Origin of the sequence: Rhizobium altiplani (assembly GCF_001542405.1) — a bacterium.
In the GTDB taxonomy this organism is placed as follows: Bacteria; Pseudomonadota; Alphaproteobacteria; order Rhizobiales; family Rhizobiaceae; genus Rhizobium; species Rhizobium altiplani.
Map to the genome: position 1 here is coordinate 43,538 of NZ_LNCD01000063.1, position 15,706 is coordinate 59,243.

A 15,706-nucleotide genomic window follows, 5' to 3' on the forward strand; every position below is an offset into this window, starting at 1 on the left:
CAATATATTTTCACCTCGAACCCGAGCGAGGCCCCCATGTTTCTCATAAATTCGAATAGCGCCTACAAGTCTCCACTGGACCCACGGGACGCGGAAGCTCTTGGCCCGGTGGCTGCCGCGGAGGTCGAGAGGTTCCTGTCGCACCGCCAAAACAACGCGAAGACGCCCTTGGTGTCCCTCGGCGGCCTTGCCCGCAAACTCGGGGTGTCGAGCATCCATATGAAGGACGAAGGCTTCCGGCTCGGCCTTGGCAGCTTCAAGGCGCTTGGCGGTGCCTACGCGGTGATGCGTCTTGTGCTCGAGGAGGCAAGCAAACGCCTTTCCAGGCAAGTCGATGTAACTGAACTTCGTTCACCGGAGGTCCTGGCCCTGGCAAAAACCATGACGGTTGCCTGTGCCACCGACGGCAACCACGGACGTTCCGTGGCCCAGGGGGCGCAGACCGTCGGCGCACGTGCCGTGATTTTCGTTCACTCGGGCGTCAGCGACCAACGGGTGGCGGCTATCGCAGGATTTGGCGCCGACGTGCGCCGCGTCGAGGGAACCTACGACGACTCTGTCAGGGAAGCATCCAGGGTTGCGATCGAGCGTGGCTGGACAATCGTGTCGGATACGTCATGGCCTGGCTATGAGCGCATTCCAAGCCTTGTAATGCAGGGCTACACCGCGATATTCCGCGAGGCGCTCCGGGAGTTGCAGGATCCACCGACCCATGTTTTCGTTCAGTCAGGGGTTGGCGGCATCGCTGCTGCAGCAGCCGGCCATCTCGCGCTTGTCATGGGGGACACACGCCCGATCTTCACAGTTGTTGATCCCGAACGTGCAGCATGCATTGTCGAGAGCGCCAGGGCCGGGCATCCGGTGACGGTCGACCACGGTGAGCCGACAATCATGGCCATGCTCGAATGCTACCAGCCGTCCCTGGTAGCCTGGCGCATCCTCTCGCGTGTGGCAGACGCGTTCATGACCGTAGACGAACAGGACGCAGTCACCGTCATGAAGAGGCTGGCCCATCCGGTCGGGGGAGACCCCGCCGTCGTGGCGGGCGAAAGCGGTGGCGTTGGCCTGGCGGGATTGATCAGGGCCATCGGTGATCGGCATATCAAGGCTCATTTGCGGCTTGGAGATCAATCGCGCGTCCTTGTGATCAACACCGAAGGAGCGACCGATCCGCTCAAGTATGAGGCGATTGTCGGGGAAGCACCCGGATCAGTTTTGTCGAGAAACGCAGGGGCGGCGGCATGACTGGATCATCGGTAAACGAGGAACGCTTGCTCGGACGTCTGCGTGAACTCGGCTCCATCGGCAGGGACAAGGATGGCCGCCTTGTCAGGCTTGCGGCGTCCGACGCGGACAAGGACGGCCGGGATCGCTTGATCGCCTGGATGCAGGAAGCCGGGCTCGATGTCGCAGTCGATCGCATCGGCAACATCTTCGGCATCTGGGCGCCGATACAGGCCGACGATACAGCAAAACCGCTGATGCTGGGGTCTCATATCGATACTGTGATCAATGCAGGGGTGCTTGACGGCTGTTACGGTGTCCTTTCGGGACTGGAAGTCGTAGAAACTCTGAAATCAGAGGGCTTCAATCCAAGCCGACCTATCGCGATTGCTGCATTTACCAACGAAGAAGGCGTGCGCTATGCGCCTGACATGATGGGGTCGCTGGTCCATGTCGGCGGACTTGATGCCGATGAAGCGCTTGCCACCGTGGGCACCGATGGATCTGTCCTTGGCGAGGAGCTTGCCAGAATTGGCTATGCCGGACCACATCAGCCCGGCTTCCTGCAACCGCACGCCTATATCGAACTCCACATTGAACAAGGGCCGATCCTCGAGCGCGAGGAGACCCCGGTGGGGGCCGTCGAGAACCTGCAGGGCATTTCCTGGCAGCGAGTAACCATCGAAGGAGATGCCAACCATGCCGGCACGACACCCATTTCCATGCGCCGCGATGCCGGCTTGGCAGCAGCGCGTGTCATCACCTTTCTGCGCGACCGGGCGACGGCCTCGAATACCCCTACCGTCGCCACAGTCGGGTGCATGGAGTTCGAGCCAAACGCAATCAACGTGATCCCCTCGAAAGCGACATTCACGGTTGACCTGCGCGATCCCGATGAGGAGAAATTGTTGGCGGAAGAAGCTGCCTTGGCAACATACCTCGATACGATTGCAGACGATGAGCAGGTTACAATCACCACGAAATGTCTGGCAAGATTTCAGCCGGTGACTTTCGACAGCGGCATTGTGGCGGCGGTCGTGGAGGCTGCGACGGCCCGCGGATTGAAATCGAAAAGGATGACTTCCGGTGCAGGGCACGATGCTCAGATGATCGCCAGGATCGCACCCTCGGGGATGATTTTCGTACCCAGTATCGGCGGCATCAGCCATAATCCCAAGGAATTCACGCCCGACACCGATCTGGTGGCAGGAGCCAATGTGTTGCTTGACGTGGTCCGCAATCTCACCGCACCGGAGAACTGATCTGATGACCGACATTGAGACGCTCCATGCCGAAATGAGTGAGTGGCGGCGACACCTCCATGCCAATCCAGAATTCGGTTTTGCGGAGCAAGCCACGGCTGCGTTTGTCGCCGACAAACTTAGAACATTTGGCCTCGATGAGGTCGCCGAAGGCGTCGGTGGTACCGGGGTTGTCGGAACCCTCAAGCGAGGGACCGGCAACCGCGCCATCGCCTTGCGAGCCGACATGGACGCCCTGCGCATCACCGAGCAGGGTGACATGCAACATAAATCCCGCAACTGTGGGCTCATGCACGCCTGTGGTCACGACGGTCACACCGCTATGCTCCTCGGAGCCGCGAAGATGCTTGCCGCAGAAGGCGGTTTCGACGGAACGGTCCGCTTCATTTTCCAGCCGGCCGAGGAATGGGGTAAAGGCGCACTCGCGATGATGTCCGATGGTCTTTTCGAGAAATATCCGTTTGATGAAATCTATGGCATCCACAATATGCCGGGTCTTCCTGTTGGTTATTTCGAGACAAAACCCGAAGAATTCATGTCGGCGGAGGACAATTTCGAGATCACGCTCAAGGGCGTCGGGGGACACGCCGCCCGACCGCACTGGGGCAGCGAAGTCCTGGTCGCCGCCTGCGCCATCGTCACCAATCTGCAGACGATCGTCGCGCGCCGCATCGACCCGGCCGACATCGGCGTCGTATCCGTCACTGAGCTCATCACCGACGGTACCAGGAATGCCCTGCCCGGCATGGCACGCATTCTCGGTGATGCCCGCAGCTTCCGCAGGGAGATCAGCGAGCGCATCGAGCAGCAGATGCGGATTATCGCGCAAGGCACTGCGCTTGCCTATAATGTCGAGGCCGATGTCCGTTACACGCGTGAATTCGTTCCACTCATGAACGACACCGCCTTGGCTGACGAAGCCATGGCCGTGGCGGTGGAATTATATGGCGCGTCGAATGCAAGGGTCGCATCAAAACCGATGACGGGATCAGAAGATTTCGCACAGTTCCTCAGCCGGGTGCCTGGGTGCTTCGTCTTCCTCGGCAATGGCGAGACATCGGCTCCTCTCCACAATCCGAATTATGACTTCAATGACAACGGCCTTGTCCATGGCATGCGATTTCATGTGGCAATAACGCGTCGACGCCTGGCAAATTGACCAAAGCGACGGCAGTTGCAGGCAAATTTTCGCCATCCAGGATCTAGCGCCTTGCCACACTAGACGATCATCGCAACGTGCGACGAAGTGACGTTGGCCCGCTGGTCTTTCCGAGCCCAACACGGGCGACCTCAATCCCAAAAATCGAGCCAAATGCCCTGCGGTCGTTCTCTGCCTGGACCGAGAAAGGATCGGTGAAAAGTGCGCTTTGCGCCATGTGCGAGGAACGATGAACCCAGCGCGCAATTTCTAGCCCGTTCAAGTCGGCTCGCTTCCCTTTCTCACCAATTCGTCACCGAGCCATCCCGGCGTTTCAGATGAGGCGCCTCCCAGAATTCAAAACTCTGCCTGGCAATCAACTCCTCGTTCACTTCGACCCCGAGGCCTGGCGCATCGGAAACTGGATAGCAGGCAGCCTCAAGCCGTGGCTGGACCGGAAAGAAGTCAGAATTGTCAAAGCCCAGATGCGTCTCCGCGGGGCTCGCCCGCGTTTCCAACCAGGCAAAATTCGCAACAGCGGCGCAGAAGTGGATCGTGGCAGCCGTGCAAACCGGGCCGAGTGGATTGTGCGGCATCATGTCGACATAGTGAGCCTCGCTCCAGCCGGCGACCTTCATCGATTCAGTCAGACCGCCGACATTACAGACATCAAGGCGATTGAACTGGTGAATGTCGCGCTCGATGAAGGGCAGGAACTGCCACTTCGACGAGAACTCCTCGCCGATCGCAAACGGAACATCGGTCATTCGACGCAGCGCCTCGTAGGCGCCCGGTGTTTCGTCGCGGATCGGCTCCTCGAGGAAGTCGAGTGTGCCCTTCGGCATCTTCTGGCAGAAGCTTGCCGCTTCAGCGACCGTCAGGCGGTGGTGATAGTCGATGCCCAGCACGATTTCCTCGCCCAGTGTTTCCCGAGCTTTGACGCACCATTTCGCTGTCATCGCGATATGTTCGCGGGGCTCGTAAATCTCCTTGTGCTCGTGACCCGAGGGTGAAAGTCGCATGGCCCTCCATCCATGCTCGACCAGCATCTGTGCCTGCTCGATCATCGCTGGCCCCGGCTCCGCGAAGGTCGTCGCAAAGGTCGGTATCCGGTCGCGCTGCTTGCCGCCGAGCAACTCGTAGACGGGCACGCCAAGCGCTTTGCCCTTGATGTCGTGGAGCGCGATGTCGATCGCCGAGATCGCGGCCTGCAATACGCGACCGCCCTCGAAATACTGGCTGCGATACATCTCCTGCCAGAGCGCTCCGATCTTGAACGGGTCGCGGCCACGCAAGAATTCCGCATAATGTTCCAGCGCACCGACGACCGCCTTCTCGCGGCCCGAGAGTCCACTTTCGCCCCAGCCGAAAATCCCGTCATCGGTCTCGACCTTCACCAGAAGCTGGTTGCGAATGCCAACCTTGACGGCGTAGCTCTTGATTGCTGTGATCTTCATGTCCGTTCTCCGGTTACCAGTGCCAGAGCGTGCCGTCTTCGAGACGGTTCACAGGCAGATAGGCGCGCTGATATGGATATTTCTCGGCAAGCTTTTCATCGATATCGACACCGTGGCCGATCGCATCGCCCGGATGGAGATAACCGTCATCCAGGCTCCAGGCACTCGGGAACACCTCAAGGATTTCCGGCAGGTAGCCCGAATATTCCTGGATGCCGAAATTCGGCACCCAGAGGTCGAGATGCAGGTTGGCGCCGAGGCAGATCGGCGACATGTCCATTGCGCCGTGGCAGGCAGTGCGGACATTGTAGACGCTGGCGAAATCCATGATGCGCCTTTGGGCGGTCACACCGCCGGCATGTACCGTGGTCGTCCTGATGTAGTCGATCAGCTGCTCTTCCATCAACAGCCGCGCGTCCCAGATGGTGTTGAAGACTTCCCCCACGGCGAGCGGTGTCGTGGTGTGTTTGCGGATCAGACGGAAGCCCTCCTGATACTCGGCCGCCACCGTGTCTTCCAACCAGAAGAGCCGTGCAAATTCGAGATCTTTACCCAACCGCGCTGCTTCGATCGGCGTGAGGCGGTGGTGGCTGTCATGCAGGAGCTCAATGTCCCAGCCATGCGCCTCGCGGACCGCCTTGAAGAGTTCGGGAACATAGCGCAGATATTTCGACGTGGACCATGTTTCCTCGTGAGGAATGGCATCGTCTGCAGCGTTGTTGGTGACCGACTTCTTGCCGGTGCCATAGACGTCAGGCAGACCGGGAATGCCGACCTGAACGCGGATCGCCTTGTAGCCCTGCTTAATTCGCTTGCCGACCGCTTCGACCGCTTCGGCAATATCAGTGCCCTGCGCGTGTGTGTAGCACAGCACCTTCTCGCGACTGGCGCCGCCCAGCAGCTGGTAAAGCGGCATGTTGGCGGCTTTCGCCTTGATGTCCCAAAGTGCGGTATCGATACCGGCGATCGCCGCCATCGTCACAGGACCGCGGCGCCAATAGGCTCCCTTGTAGAAATACTGCCAGATATCCTCGATGCGGCTTGGATCGCGGCCGATGAGTAATGGTGCAAGATGATCCTGAAGATAGGCTACGACGGCCTTTTCACGACCGTTCAGGGTTGCGTCGCCGACCCCTGTCAGGCCCTCGTCGGTGAAGATCTTGACGGTGACGAAATTGCGCCCGGGCGAGCAGACAATGATTTTGACGTCGGTAATTTTCATGACTTATCCGTTGGCTGAAACTGTACGTGCGGGGTCGTAGCGGAACCGGTTGTGAATGCGCCGGTTGCGCGGGTCGGGATGAGGAATGGCGGAGAGCAGCGCGCGGGTGTAGTCATGCGCCGGATTGTTGACGACCTGATCGGTCTCGCCCGCCTCGACGATCTTGCCGCGATACATCACAGCAACGCGGTCGCACATGTAGCGGATAACCGATATATCGTGCGAGATGAAGACGTAGGAGAGACCGAGCTCGTCCTGCAACTTCATCATGAGGTCAAGCATTTGTGAGCGCAACGACACATCGAGTGCCGAGGTTGCCTCATCGGCAACGATCAGCCGCGGCTTGAGCGCAATTGCCCGCGCAATACCGATACGCTGTCGCTGACCGCCGGAAAAAGCATGCGGGTAGCGTTCACGCCAAGCCGGTTCGAGGCCGACCTGCTGCATGAGTTCCGAGACCCGATCATCGAGGGATCTGCCCTTCACGCCAGCGAGCTTCAACGGCTCGGCAATGATCTGGCCGACCGTCTTGCGTGGGCTTAGCGAACCGACCGGATCCTGGAAGATCATCCGGATATCGTGGCGAACATCCTTCAATGTCGTTTTGTCGGCCGAGCAAAGATCGACCGTGCTGCCGTCAGCGCGGCGGTAATTCATAGCGCCGGCTTGCGGATCGTAAATGCGCAGCAAGCAACGTCCCATTGTCGTCTTGCCCGAGCCGGATTCACCGACGATGCCGAGGGTTTCACCGGCACGAACGATCAGCGACACGTCGTCCACTGCCTTCAGGCCGGATGGGAAAGTCAGCGAGAGGTTCTTGACCGCGAGTAGCGGTGGCGCGCCAACGGGGATTTCGGATCGTGTCAGCCGAACTTCCGCCTTCTTCTCCAACTTGACGACCGAACCGATCAGGCGGCGCGTATAGTCGTCCTTTGGAGCGTGGAAAATCTGCTCCACGGAGCCACGCTCCATCACCTTGCCCCGATACATCACCAAGACTTCGTCGGCGATTTCGGCAACGACACCCATGTCGTGGGTAATGAAGAGCACGGCCATGCCGTGGCTGTGCTGCAGCCGTTTGATCAGATCGAGAATTTCGGCCTGGGTCGTGACGTCCAGTGCTGTCGTCGGCTCATCGGCGATCAGAACCTGGGGATTGCAGGCGAGCGCCATGGCGATCATGACCCGCTGGCGCATGCCTCCGGAGAATTCGAAAGTGTAGCGGTCGATTGCGGTTTCAGGGCGCGGTATTTCGACCTGGCGAAGCAGCTCGAGAACGCGGTCGCGCTGCGCCTTGCCGCGAATGCCGAAATGAATGCGCAGCGCTTCGCCGATCTGCGCGCCGATACGATGGACGGGCGACAGTGAACTCATCGGCTCCTGGAAAATCATGGCGATCTCCTTGCCGCGAACGCCGCGAATTTCCTTGCCGCGCGGGTCGAGCTTGGCGAGATCGACCGATGAGCCGTCTCCCCGCGTCAATACGATCGAACCATCCTCGATACGACCGGGTTTATCGACGATCTGCAGGATGGAGCGCGCCGTAACCGACTTCCCGGATCCGGATTCGCCGACAACACAGAGTGTCTTTCCGCGCTTCAGCTCGAAGGACACGTCGTCGACCGCTTTGAACAGACCCGTGCGCGTCGGGAAGTAGGTTTTCAGGTTATCGACCTTGAGGAGTGTATCGTTGTTCATGGTCATGACACCGACTCGTAGGGATCTGCGGCATCGCGGAGGCCGTCGCCGAGGAAGTTGAGGGAAAGCACCGAGATGACAATTGCGGCAGCCGGCGTGAACAGGAGCCAGGGCGCTTGAGCGACCGCGCGGATGTTCTGCGCCTCCTGAAGGAGCACGCCCCAGGAAATGATCGGCGGCTGTAGACCGACGCCGAGGAACGAGAGTGCGGTTTCAGCCAGGATCATCGAGGGGATCGCCAGCGTCAGTGTGGCGATGATGTGGCTCATGAAGGACGGCACCAGATGGTGGAAGATGATGCCGAGCTCGCTCATGCCGTCGAGACGTGCGGCAATCACGAAGTCCTCATTGCGCAGAGAGAGAAACTTGCCACGCACCTCCCGCGCCAGGCTCGTCCAGCCAATCAGTGAAACGATCAGGGTGATGACGAAATACGTCCTGAGCGGTGGCCAGCCAACGGGGATTGCTGCCGCCAGCCCCATCCATAGCGGGATCGTCGGGATCGAGCGCAAAAGCTCGATGAAACGCTGGATGGCGATATCGGCCCAGCCCCCGAAAAATCCGGATATGCCGCCGATCGTGACGCCAAGGATGAGACTCATGAAGACCCCGACAAGGCCGATCGAGAGGGAGATCTTGGCACCGTGGACCACGCGCGAGAAGATGTCTCGTCCGAGGCGATCTGCGCCAAAGATGTACATGCTGTCTCCCGGCATCGGGTTGGTGAGGCCAAAGAGCTTGGTCCTCATAGGGATGAAGCCAAGAAGAGTGTATGGTTGCGCCGCAGGTACGAAAAAGCCGACCGGGATCGGCTTGGCAGGATCCGGGGTGAACTCACGCCGCATGGATTCTGTGTTCAGCGTCATCTTCAGCTGATTGACGTGCGGGCGCAAGGAGCCGTCCAGCAGAAGCGATATGCCCTGTGGAGGGGCGTAGGTGAAACGCGCATTGGTCGCGTTGGGATCGAACGGTGCGATGAAATCCGCGAAGGCAGCGACGAGATACATGAACACGATGACGACAAGGCTTGCCAGCGCGATCTTGTGCTTCTTGAATTTTAGCCAGAAGAGCCGCCATTGGCCGGCAACGGCAATATCACTGCGGTGAAGGTCGATCGATGTGCCGGTCTCCGGCGGGAGGTGAGTGATGTCTGTCATTGGAACCGGATCCGCGGGTCAGTGATGGCGAGCAGGATGTCGGAAATCAGCGTGCCGATAATGGTAAGCACCGAAATCAACAGGATGAGCGAGCCAGCGAGATACATGTCTTGTGCAAGCAAGGCGCGCAGCAACAGCGGTCCCGTCGTCGGCAAGCTCATGACAACCGAGACAATGATCTCACCCGAAATAACGGCGGGCAGGATCCAGCCGAGCGTCGAGATCAGCGGATTGAGTGCAAGGCGCACCGGGTAGCGAATGAGAAGCTCGAATTCGGACATGCCCTTGGCGCGGGCGGTCGTCACATAGGGTTTGGACAATTCGTCGAGCAGGTTGGCGCGCATGATGCGAACGAGCGCTGCAAGCGAGCCGAGGCCGATGACGAGCACGGGCAGCCAGACGTGTTTGGCAAAGTCGCCAAGCTTGGCAAAACTCCAGGCCGCGTCGACGAAAGCGGGCGAAAACAGGCCGCCGACACTTTGGCCGAAATAGGCCGACATGACGTACATCGCCGAAAGCGCCATCAGGAAGTCAGGCACGGCGAGAAAGAAGAAGGCAAGGAAGGTCGCTGAATAGTCGGAGATCGAATACTGGCGCACGGCCGACAGGATGCCGATCGGAATGGCGATCGCCCATACGAAGCAAAGCGTCAGGAAGGACAGGAGGAGCGAGAAGCCAAGGCGGCCCCAGATCAATTCGGTAACCGGCTTGCCGAGTTCGAATGAAATCCCGAAATCGCCATGCATGAGGATCCCGGCCATCCATTTGTAATATTGGAAATACATCGGTTGATCGAGACCGTAGCGCTCGCGCATGGCGGCAACCGTGCCCTCTTCGACCGCCCCACCCTGGCTTGCCCAGTCGGCCATCAGAGTCGTGAGATAATCACCAGGCGGGAGTTGGATGATGATGAAGGCTATGATGGAAACGGCAAGGAGTGTCGGTATCGCGAACACCAGCCGTTTGGCGATATAACGGAGCATGATTTCTGACCGCTCGATAGGATCGAAGGGCGGACCGGGGGAAGTTTCCCGCCGGCCCGGAGGAGTTTAGTTAGCCGGCTTGTCGAAGTACCACTGGGTCAGCGTCGGGGCCGGATGCCAGAGATTGCCGGTGATCGGAATGCCGTTGACGACATTCTTCAGATTCTTCGACACCATCATGTATTTCGGCATGGGGCGCGAAATGCCGATGTTGAGGAAGTTGTCAGCGGAAAGATTGAGGAATTCCTTCATCTTCTCGCGACGATCGTTGTCGCCTACGGCAGCGTTGACCTTGTCGTAGGCTGCCATGAGAGCCTTGATCTCGGCTGGAGGTTCCTCGCCCGTGGCGTGGTTCGAATACCATTCGCTCCACTTCATCGCGAAGAAGATGTCTGCCTTCTGGAACGGCATGTAACAACGCGGGTCGGTATAGACTTCAGACAGGCCGCCAACGCAGTTCCAGATATAGGCGTCCTGCTCGTTTGCTGCCCACATGGTGTTCAAGCGAGCGCGATCCGTGGTCCGCAGCTGGATGTCGATCCCGACGTCCTTGGCGTATTTCTGCACCATCTGCATCACGTCGGGATAGGAGAGCCCGAAAACGTCCGCCACCATGAAGTTGATGGTGAAGCGCTTGCCGCTGTCGTCGAGACGGAAACCTTCCGCGTCTTTCTTGGGCATGATCTTGTCGAGCATGTCGTTGGCAAGCTTCGGATCAAATTCCGTGTATTGCTTGGCTTCACGCTCGTTGAAAAGCTCGTGCTCGGGCTGCGTCGCCACCTGCGCCGGGGCGCCCTGGCCGACATAGACGAGATCGATGATCTCCTGCCGGTTGATCGCGTGGCTGAGCGCGATGCGGAAATCCTTGTTCTGGAAAAGCTTGCGCTTGGTATCGTCGGTCGAGTTGAGATTGAGCAGGATGACGGCATCATTCGCCGGCAGGTCCTTCACGTCGACAAAGCGATAATTGCCGCTTTCCTGGCCGTCGAAGAGCACCGACTTGAAGGTCGAATTATTGATGTGGCGGAACGCGAAATCGAACTCGCCTGATGTCATCTTCAGCGCCATCAGCTGTGGGTCGTCGAGCTTTGCCCAAGTGACGCCGTCAATATAAGGCAGCTGGTTGCCCTCAGGATCCACCTTCCAATAGTAGGGATTGCGGGTCGCGACGACGCGCTCGCTGTCGGCATAGGGTACCGTCAGGATCCACGGGTTCATCGTTGGCAGCTCAAGGTTTTGCCAGTATGGCGGCTGGAAGGTCAGAGAGACCTTCGAGTTGAACAGCGCCACCCAATCGCCTGCAGCCGGATTGGCTTTCAGCAGAGCGGGGATGCCGTCCTTGTTATACTTCTCGTGGAACTGGCTGAGGTAGTGCTTGGGGTAGATGACCGGCAGATGACCCTGGCCGTAGGCGAGCTGCTGCAGGAACAGGCCATAGGGGCTGTCGAATTTGAATTCGACTGTCAGGTCGTCGATCTTGCGCACTTTTACCGGTTTGCCCGCGACCGTAAAGGTCGGGTTCTTGGCCGGCGAAAGCGCGTCGTTCATGAACACGTCTTCATACCAGAACATGATGTCATCGGCCGTGAAAGGCTGGCCGTCGCTCCACTTCAGCCCCTTGCGAAGCTTGAAGGTATAGGTGGTGGCATCATCCGATGCGGTGAATTCCTCCGCCAGCGAAGGTATCACCTTCTGCCAGGCCGGATCCCAACGAACGAGCAGTTCATTGGCGATGGTACGGGTCAGATTGTACTGGTCGCCATTGGCGAGAATGGTGGTGCGCAGCGTGCCACCGTATTTGCCTATTCCATCAACCATCGCTTCGACGAAGGGATGCTCAGGAAGGCGATCGGCAACGGCTGGCAGCTTGCCGGCCTTCACTTGCTCGTCGAGCATTGGCGCCTGTTTGAAATCCACCGCAAAGGCAGGAGCAATCGCTCCCAAGAGCGCCCCACCCAACAACCCCGTCGATAGGACGAGGCCACGCAGCTGTTGCTGGTAACCCATTCTTTTCCTCCTGATAACCGGCCCTCTCCGCCGACTGAAAACGAAAGCCAGGTCGGCAATCGCGTGGAGCGAAAACTTTCAGATCGTACATTATATGTCAATCGGAATGTACAAAAAATTTGATGAGGTATTGGCAAACCGGGGGAAAGTGTATTAAAAGCAGTCTTATGACCACGATAACGCGAATGCCCCAGACAACGCCTGACGGTGACGAGTTGACCGAGGAAAATGGCGCGTCCATCTACGAGCGTCTGCGCGATGACATCATCCATGGCCGCGTCAAGGCTAACGAGCGCCTGAAGGTCGCCGAGCTTGCCGCGCGTATGGGCACCTCCACCAATCCGGTGCGAGAAGCATTGCAGCAGCTGCGCGGCGAGGGTTTCGTGGTCATGATGCCCAATCGCGGCGCCCGAGTGCGCCCGATTGACGAGGAGTTCGTCAGAGATATCTGCGAAATAGAGGTTTTGATCGAGCCGGCGCTGACGCGCTGGTTTGTCGGGGTTGCGACGCGAGCAGATGTCGATGAACTGGAGCGCATTCAGGCCGAGATCGAAGCCCTGAATTTTTCGGATGAGCTGAAGCACTCAAATCTGGACATGCAGTTTCATCGGCTGATGTACGACCGGCACTACAACAGGCACGCTGTCGATCTCTGGATTCGCCATCGTCAGATTTTATGGGCGATAAGTCGCGGCTTTCCCACCTCCCTAAGCCGCCAGTCGAACGTTCTTGAGGAGCATCGCGAGCTCATCGGATGCATCAAGGAGCAGGATGCGGACGGGGCAGCGAACGCTATTGCCAAACATGTTGGTGGATCAGGACGGCACATCATCGAGCGCATGCGGCTCAACAAGCAGCGGTCGTGATTTAGCCGAAGCTCGCGCAATCGCGCCGGGCCGGAGCCGTGATGGTTGCTGCGCCTTTCGATGAGAGGAAATGGCCCTCGCAGTAATTGCGATCGAGACGCTGACCCTTGTCCACGCGCCGACCGTTCCCGCCTTGCGGCAGGCCATGGCTGTCGCTCATGACGCGAGGTGCCTTCGGCAAGATAGGGCAAGTCCTTGATGCACGCGTGATGACGAGATAACGTATACTTCACCGAAAACATTCCTGAAGTCCAATGTCATCGAATTCCGACCGGGTAGACGTTGCCCATCGCACTCTCCGACAGGCCATAATCGAACAGGCGCTGAAAGCCGGAACCAGGCTGCCAGAAGACGAGATTGGCAGGCACTTCGCAATGAGCAGAACCCTGGTTCGCGCCGTGCTGGCGAAGCTGCAGGCCCAGGGGCTCGTCGACACCTACCACAAGCGAACTGCCACGGTTGCCCAGCCGAGCCTCGACGAGGCGCGCAATGCCTTTGCTGTTCGGCGCGCGCTTGAACGGGAGGTGATGAAGGCGGTGATCACGCGCTGGAGCCCGGTAGTCGAGAAGATCCTCTCCGATCACGTGCGGGAAGAAGAGGCCGCCCATGCCAAGGGGGATGTGCGCCTCTCGACCCGGCTAGCCGGCGAATTCCACCTCAAGCTTGCGGAACTCTCGGGCAATGCGCTGCTCGAACGATATCTCTCCGAACTCGTATCCCGCTGTTCGCTGATCCTGGCCATGTACAGCCGGCCCCACTCAAGCGAGTGCGCCATCAGCGAGCATTCCGGACTGATCGGCGCGCTCAAGAAGGGGGATATCGCTGCGGCCGAGCATCTGATGGACGACCACCTGTCATCGGTTGAAAGCAGGGCCCTGCTCGAGGACGATACCGCGGCGGAACTGGATCTCGGCTCGATCCTGTCGCGCTTTTCCGCCCGTGGCAGCGGCTAGGCTGCCGCTTTTTCAATCATGTATACATGATTATGCATTTTATGTAGACATCAGAGAACCGGCGGCGACACGCGTATCCGTCATGGTGTCAGCGGCTTTCCTCGAATGAATCCATGTATCTACCCACTCTGTGCTGCCATGAGTCCTTTTCTGATACAATCTGGCACCATTGTTGCATACATGATTACGGTATCATGTAGCCAAGAAGCGGGTGGATATGCCAAGATGACGACGAGCAATCCGGACCTGCCCGAACCGGTCGCCGCCGAAATGAAGGCCGCAGAAGCTGCGATCACCAGCGGCAAACTGAAGCTGTTTGCCGGCGAGACCAAGGACCAGGAAGGCACGGGTAAGGGTGACCAAGGGGCAGGAACTGGCGGATGCCGATCAAGGGCTGACCTGTCTGATCGAAGGCGTGCAGGGAACCTTGCCGCAGAACTGATCGTCACACGACGATCGATTGACAGGCTTCTCCCCGATCCCGTCGGGGACGGTCATTGATGATACAACAAAGAAATCAAGGGAGATCCCGGTGACCGAAACACTTTTTACAAACGCCAAGCTCGCCGACGGCACGCTCAACGACATTCTGGTCTCCAACGGCCGCATCTCTACCATCGCTGCTGCTGGGTCGAGCCCCGGCTCTGCGCGCACGCTCGATATTGCCGGTGCGCTTCTCGTCCCGGGCTTCGTTGAAGGCCACATCCATCTGGACACGAGCTTCTACGGCGACAAGTGGATCCCGCATAAACCATGCACCGACGGGTTTGACGTGCATGAGCGTGTCGCCTTCCAGGCCGAGAACCTGGCAGCCGCCGCACCGATGGACGAGCGTGCCCGCAGCCAGCTCGACCTCTGCATTTCGAACGGCGCGCTGCAGATGCGCAGCCATGTCATGGTCGATGGCTCGGTCGGGCTGAAATCGCTCGAAACCATCCTGGCCGTCCGCGAAGAATACAAGGACGTCATCGACATTCAGCTCGTGGCCTTCCCGCAGAGCGGTATCCTGAAGAGCCCCGGCACGCGCGACCTGATGGACGAGGCGATTGGCATGGGAGCCGATCTGGTCGGCGGGCTCGATCCGCTGTCCTTCGATCGTGATATCAAGGGGCATCTCGACGTGGTCTTTGGAATTGCCGAAAAACGGGGTGTCGATGTCGACATACATCTCCACGATGCCGGCACGATGGGCGCCATGACGATCGAGGAGATCTGCGCGCGGACCGCAGCACTCGGCATGCAGGGGCATGTCGCCGTCAGTCACGCCTACGGGCTTGGGGACCTCGCCCCGGATGCCGCAAAGAAGATCGCCGCTGTCATTGCAGAAAGCGGCGTCTCGATCATGACCAACGCTCCAGGAAATCACAATTTCCCGCCGGTCGCATTGCTGCGGGCCGCCGGCGTCAATGTTTTTTCAGGCAATGACAATATCCGCGATTCGTGGTGGCCCTTCGGCGATGGCGACATGCTTCGTCGGGCAGAGATCATCGCCTATCGCTCCGGCTTCTATACCGATACCGAGCTCTCCGCCGCTTTCGATGTGGTTACGACAGGAGGCGCCAAGGCGCTCAATCTCGAAGGCTATGGCATCGCCGTCGGCGCCAAGGCTGATTTCGTGACACTCGCCGCCGACCACATTCCGGAGGCAGTCGTCGCCGTCCCCAAGCCGCGACGCGTCTTCAAGCAGGGTCGGTTGGTGGCCGACAACGGCGCAGTGGTCCGCTGATGCAATTTTCAAG

At 59.1% G+C, this 15,706-nt stretch carries 14 protein-coding genes; 7 read left to right on the top strand and 7 right to left on the bottom strand.

Features of this window, described 5'->3' with window-relative positions; genetic code table 11:
* Positions 1-36: 36 nt before the first annotated feature.
* Genes AS026_RS13470 through AS026_RS13480 form a run of 3 tightly spaced genes read left to right on the top strand, consistent with a single transcriptional unit; the run spans position 37 to position 3,645 of the window.
* Positions 37-1,245, top strand: a complete 1,209-nt coding sequence (locus tag AS026_RS13470; protein WP_062369947.1) for a diaminopropionate ammonia-lyase — start codon at positions 37-39, stop codon at positions 1,243-1,245.
* Positions 1,242-2,486 (top strand): Zn-dependent hydrolase, encoded by a 1,245-nt coding sequence (locus AS026_RS13475; protein ID WP_062369898.1) that lies wholly within the window; start codon positions 1,242-1,244, stop codon positions 2,484-2,486. The genes AS026_RS13470 and AS026_RS13475 overlap by 4 nt, the downstream gene beginning before the upstream one ends.
* A gap of 4 nt (positions 2,487-2,490) precedes the next feature.
* On the top strand, positions 2,491-3,645 hold the full coding sequence (locus AS026_RS13480; RefSeq protein WP_062369901.1) for a M20 aminoacylase family protein: 1,155 nt from the start codon (positions 2,491-2,493) through the stop codon (positions 3,643-3,645).
* A 281-nt stretch (positions 3,646-3,926) separates the two neighbouring features.
* On the opposite strand, the gene AS026_RS13485 is transcribed toward AS026_RS13480, so the two are convergent.
* The 6 genes from AS026_RS13485 to AS026_RS13510 form a co-directional block, all read right to left on the bottom strand.
* A complete protein-coding gene (locus AS026_RS13485; RefSeq protein WP_025658560.1) occupies positions 3,927-5,081 on the bottom strand; it encodes a mandelate racemase/muconate lactonizing enzyme family protein in 1,155 nt (384 codons plus the stop codon).
* Between the two features lie 13 nt (positions 5,082-5,094).
* Complete coding sequence (manD, locus tag AS026_RS13490) at positions 5,095-6,303, bottom strand: D-mannonate dehydratase ManD (protein WP_062369903.1); 1,209 nt, start codon at positions 6,301-6,303, stop codon at positions 5,095-5,097.
* Between the two features lie 3 nt (positions 6,304-6,306).
* Positions 6,307-8,007, bottom strand: a complete 1,701-nt coding sequence (locus tag AS026_RS13495) for an ABC transporter ATP-binding protein (RefSeq protein WP_062369906.1) — start codon at positions 8,005-8,007, stop codon at positions 6,307-6,309.
* Positions 8,004-9,158, bottom strand: a complete 1,155-nt coding sequence (locus AS026_RS13500) for an ABC transporter permease subunit (RefSeq protein ID WP_062369908.1) — start codon at positions 9,156-9,158, stop codon at positions 8,004-8,006. Before AS026_RS13500 ends, AS026_RS13495 begins: the two co-directional genes overlap by 4 nt.
* Positions 9,155-10,141, bottom strand: coding sequence for an ABC transporter permease (locus AS026_RS13505; RefSeq protein ID WP_018855673.1), 987 nt, complete (start codon positions 10,139-10,141; stop codon positions 9,155-9,157). The genes AS026_RS13500 and AS026_RS13505 overlap by 4 nt, the downstream gene beginning before the upstream one ends.
* 66 nt (positions 10,142-10,207) lie before the next feature.
* Positions 10,208-12,148: an ABC transporter substrate-binding protein gene (locus tag AS026_RS13510; RefSeq protein ID WP_062369911.1), complete on the bottom strand. Its 1,941-nt coding sequence runs from the start codon at positions 12,146-12,148 to the stop codon at positions 10,208-10,210.
* Positions 12,149-12,333: 185 nt separating this feature from the next.
* Here AS026_RS13510 and AS026_RS13515 point away from each other — a divergent pair, with 185 nt between their 5' ends.
* Entirely contained in the window at positions 12,334-13,014 is a 681-nt protein-coding gene (locus tag AS026_RS13515) for a GntR family transcriptional regulator (RefSeq protein WP_245307488.1), read from the top strand.
* 1 nt (position 13,015) lies between these two features.
* On the opposite strand, the gene AS026_RS42030 is transcribed toward AS026_RS13515, so the two are convergent.
* A complete protein-coding gene (locus AS026_RS42030) occupies positions 13,016-13,195 on the bottom strand; it encodes a hypothetical protein (protein WP_160330113.1) in 180 nt (59 codons plus the stop codon).
* Between the two features lie 73 nt (positions 13,196-13,268).
* Here AS026_RS42030 and AS026_RS13520 point away from each other — a divergent pair, with 73 nt between their 5' ends.
* The 3 genes from AS026_RS13520 to AS026_RS13530 all read left to right on the top strand — a co-directional run bounded on the left by AS026_RS13520 (position 13,269) and on the right by AS026_RS13530 (position 15,693).
* On the top strand, positions 13,269-13,967 hold the full coding sequence (locus AS026_RS13520) for a GntR family transcriptional regulator (RefSeq protein ID WP_062369915.1): 699 nt from the start codon (positions 13,269-13,271) through the stop codon (positions 13,965-13,967).
* 225 nt (positions 13,968-14,192) lie between these two features.
* The gene (locus tag AS026_RS13525) at positions 14,193-14,468 is read left to right on the top strand and encodes a hypothetical protein (protein WP_062369918.1); all 276 of its coding nucleotides are present in this window, start codon (positions 14,193-14,195) and stop codon (positions 14,466-14,468) included.
* Positions 14,469-14,499: 31 nt separating this feature from the next.
* Positions 14,500-15,693 carry an amidohydrolase family protein gene (locus AS026_RS13530; RefSeq protein WP_062369920.1) on the top strand — a complete coding sequence of 398 codons (1,194 nt, stop codon included), beginning with the start codon at positions 14,500-14,502 and terminating at the stop codon, positions 15,691-15,693.
* Positions 15,694-15,706: the final 13 nt, after the last annotated feature.